The 3,923-nt window shown below is 70.1% G+C and carries 3 protein-coding genes; all 3 read left to right on the top strand.

All coding sequences use genetic code 11. The features are described from left to right. The coding region (locus RT309_RS14120) for a LuxR C-terminal-related transcriptional regulator (RefSeq protein ID WP_313358055.1) at window positions 1-1,409 on the top strand (1,409 nt) is incomplete at its 5' end. A 52-nt stretch (window positions 1,410-1,461) separates the two neighbouring features. Beyond that, complete coding sequence (glmS, locus tag RT309_RS14125) at window positions 1,462-3,309, top strand: glutamine--fructose-6-phosphate transaminase (isomerizing) (RefSeq protein ID WP_313358056.1); 1,848 nt, start codon at window positions 1,462-1,464, stop codon at window positions 3,307-3,309. 281 nt (window positions 3,310-3,590) lie between these two features. Further along, window positions 3,591-3,923 (top strand): holo-ACP synthase (locus RT309_RS14130; RefSeq protein ID WP_313358058.1); only part of this gene is annotated, 333 nt, incomplete at its 3' end.

A 3,923-nucleotide genomic window follows, 5' to 3' on the forward strand; every position in this document is an offset into this window, starting at 1 on the left:
CGATCGCCGTGCACCTGCGCCACGTCCGTCCGCTCGAGCTACGGCGTTGGCCGGTGATCGCCATGGCGCTCGCGCTGATCCTCAACGCGCGCCGAGAGCATCGCGTGCGGGCGGTGGAGATGATGGGGATCGCGCTGATCGGCGCGCACACCGCAGCGGCCGGTTCCGGCGAGCGAGCACTGCTGAAGGTGATCGAGTCGGTGCTCAAGCGCCTGCTCGCGGTCGGTGATGGAGGCGTGAAGGCCGCGCAGTCGGCGGCGCGGATGCTCAGCGAGATCTCCGATGACGAACGCGGGTCGCTCGAGGGAGTGCTCACCGATCTGCACGCCCACGCCGGTGTCAGCCTGCTGCACGGCGGGCGCGACGCCGAGGCTGCGGCGCAGTTCGAGAACGCGCTCGCCTCGGCGACCAGGCCCACCGCCCGCCTCACGGCCTTCGGCGGTCTGGCGCTGGTGCACGCGCAGGCCGGAGACATCGGCGCCGCGCAGAGCTGGATCGACGCCGCCCTGCGGCATCCGTGGCACGACAGTGTGCTGCGGGAGTATCAGGGCAGTCTGCTGCTCATCGCCCAGGCGTGGACCCACATCCAGCGCGGCGACCTCGATGCCGCGGAAGACGCGATCGACGGGGTCTGGCACATCATCGACACGATCGAGCACTGGCCTCTGCTCGCACAGGTGCGGGCCGTGACCGACATCTGCCGCGGCGAGCCGCAGCGCGGGCTCGAGCGACTGCACGCGCTGCGGCGGCAGCGAGGATCGCGCATTCCTCGACGACTGGCTCGGCAGCTCGATTTGACCGAGTCGACGCTTCACCTCGCCGCCGGTGACGTCAGCGCCGCCCGCGCGCTCTCGGTGCATTCCCATGACGAGCCCGCTGTGGTCATCGGGGCGGCGCGCGTGCAGCTGTTCGACCGGCATCCGGAACAGGCGCTGCGCCTGCTCGCCCGCATCGCTGAGACGCCGATCGATCGGGCTACCGCGGCGGCCCTCGAAGCAGTCGCGCTGAGGCAGCTCGGGCGTGACCCGACCGGGCCCGCTGCACGCGCCCGGTCGATCGCCGACGCCCACGGACTCACGACGCCATTCCTGTTGCTGCCCCCTGATGGTCACGAGGTCTTCGACGAGAGGGTGCCCTGGCACCCAGGCGACGTGACGACCGTCGTCGCCCCGCAGCCACGGCTGACTCCGCGCGAGCTGATCCTGCTCGGCCGGCTGGTCGAGACGCTCAGCGTGAACGACATCGCCGCCGAACTGCACGTGTCGGTGAACACGGTCAAGTCGCAGCGCAGAACCCTGTACCGCAAGCTCGGCGCGACCTCGCGAGACGAGGCCCTGGCGCTCGCCGCCGAACACGGACTGCTGGCCGCAGCGCCCACGTCAGCCGCGTCGAGGCGCGGCAGCTCGTAGCCGACGATTTCGTTCGGCCCCCTCGCAAAACTGCGCGTTTATTGTGGTGACCATGTGTGGAATCGTCGGATACGTGGGCCCGCGGCCCAGCCAGGACATCCTTCTCGCGGGTCTCGCCCGTCTTGAGTACCGGGGCTACGACTCAGCGGGCATCGCCGTGATCGATGAGCGCGGCGACCTGGGCATGCGCAAGAAGGCCGGCAAGCTCGCCATGCTGCGCGACTCGCTCGCCGAGAACCCGCTCGACGACGGCACGACGGGCATCGGGCACACCCGCTGGGCAACCCACGGTGGACCCACCGATGTGAACGCCCACCCGCACCTCGCCGACGACGACAAGCTCGCCGTCATCCACAACGGCATCATCGAGAACTTCAGCGCGCTGCGCGACGAGCTGCTCGCCGACGGCGTCACCTTCCGCAGCGAGACCGACACCGAGGTCGCCGCGGCTCTGCTGGGGCGCGAGTACCGGGCATCCGGCGACCTCGCCTCGGCCTTCCGCGCCGTCGTCAACCGCCTCGAGGGCGCCTTCACGCTGCTCGCCATGCACCAGGACCAGCCCGGCGTCGTCGTCGGCGCCCGACGCAACTCGCCGCTGGTGATCGGCCTCGGCGAGGGTGAGAACTTCCTCGGCTCCGACGTCGCCGCCTTCGTCGAGCACACTCGCAAGGCGCTCGCGATCGGGCAGGACCAGATGGTCTCGATCACCCCTTCGTCGGTCGAGGTCACCGACTTCGACGGCAACCCCGTCGAGGCGCAGCCGTTCGACGTCTCGTGGGATGCCGCCGCGGCCGAGAAGGGCGGATGGCCGTCGTTCATGGCCAAGGAGGTCGCCGAGCAGCCCGACGCGGTCGCCAACACTCTTCGCGGGCGGATCGCCGACGGCCAGGTGATCATCCCCGAGCTCGACGGACTCGACGAGCTGTTCGTCGGCATCGACCGCGTCATCATCACCGCCTGCGGCACTGCCTCGTACGCGGCACTGGTCGGCAAGTACGCCATCGAGCAGTGGGCGCGCGTGCCCGTCGACGTCGAGCTCGCGCACGAGTTCCGCTACCGCGACCCGGTGATCGGCGACCGCACGCTGGTGGTCTCGATCAGCCAGTCGGGCGAGACGATGGACACGCTGATGGCCGTGAAGTACGCCCGTGAGCGCGGTGCGCGCACCCTGTCGGTGTGCAACACGCAGGGCGCGACCATCCCGCGGGAGTCGGATGCCGTCGTCTACACCCACGCCGGCCCCGAGGTCGCCGTCGCGTCGACCAAGGCGTTCTCGGCGCAGATCACCGCGCTGCTGCTGCTCGGCCTCCACATGGGCCGGGTGCGCAGCACCCTTTCTGCTTCTGCTGCCGCGGACGTGGCCGAACTGCAGGCTCTGCCTGAGAAGATCGCCCAGGTGCTCGCAGAAGAGAACGACCACGTCACGCAGCTGGCCGGCTGGATGGCCGACACCCGCTCGGTGCTGTTCCTCGGCCGCCACGTCGGCTACCCGATCGCTCTCGAGGGTGCGCTCAAGCTCAAGGAGATCTCGTACATCCACGCCGAGGGCTTCGCTGCCGGCGAGCTCAAGCACGGCCCGATCGCGCTGATCGAGCCCGGCCAGCCGGTGTTCGTGATCGTGCCGTCGCCGCGGCATTCGGCGCTGGTGCACTCGAAGGTCGTCTCGAACATCCAGGAGATCCGTGCCCGCGGCGCTCGCGTGATCGTCGTCGCGGAAGAGGGGGATGCCGCCGTGCTGCCCTTCGCCGACGAGGTCATCCGCATCCCGCTCGCCGGCGCCATGTTCGAGCCGCTGCTGGCCGTCGTGCCGCTGCAGATCTTCGCGATGGCGCTCGCCACCGCGAAGGGCCTGGACGTCGACCAGCCCCGCAACCTGGCGAAGTCGGTCACCGTGGAGTGAGCCGGCCGAAGCGGCGTTACGTGCCGGGCCGAAGCGGCGTTACGTTTCGGGGGCCGAAGCGGCGTTACGTTTCGGGGGCCGACACTCCAGATGTCGGACGGTTCGTGGGAATCGGGCCGACATCTGGAGTGTCGGCCCCCGTTGTGTCTCGGTGCCCGGGGTGTGTTTCCGTACCTAGGGTGTGTTTCCGGGCGGGGGTGTGCTTCCGTGCCGGGGTGTGTTTCCGGGCCGGGCGGCGTGACAGCCCCAGGCCGCCGGATGCCGCCGAGTAGGCTGAACGGGTGATCATGGGCACCGGCATCGACCTCGTCGACATCGCACGGTTCGAGCGTTCGGTCGCCCGCACGCCCCGGCTGCTGCAGCGCCTGTTCACCGAGTCCGAGCAGCAGCTCAAGCTGCATTCCCTCGCCGCGAGGTTCGCCGCGAAGGAGGCGCTCATCAAGGCGCTCGGCGGCAGCGACGGGGTGCACTGGACCGAGATCGAGATCGGCGCCGAGCCCTCGGGCAAGCCGCTCTTCCTGCTCAGCGGCTCGACCGCGGCGGTCGTCGCCGAGCGCGGCATCACCGCCCTGCACCTGAGCATGACGCACGACGCGGGCCTGGCCGTGGCCTAC

The sequence above is a fragment of the Microbacterium sp. genome (assembly GCF_032084865.1).
Lineage (GTDB): Bacteria > Actinomycetota > Actinomycetes > Actinomycetales > Microbacteriaceae > Microbacterium.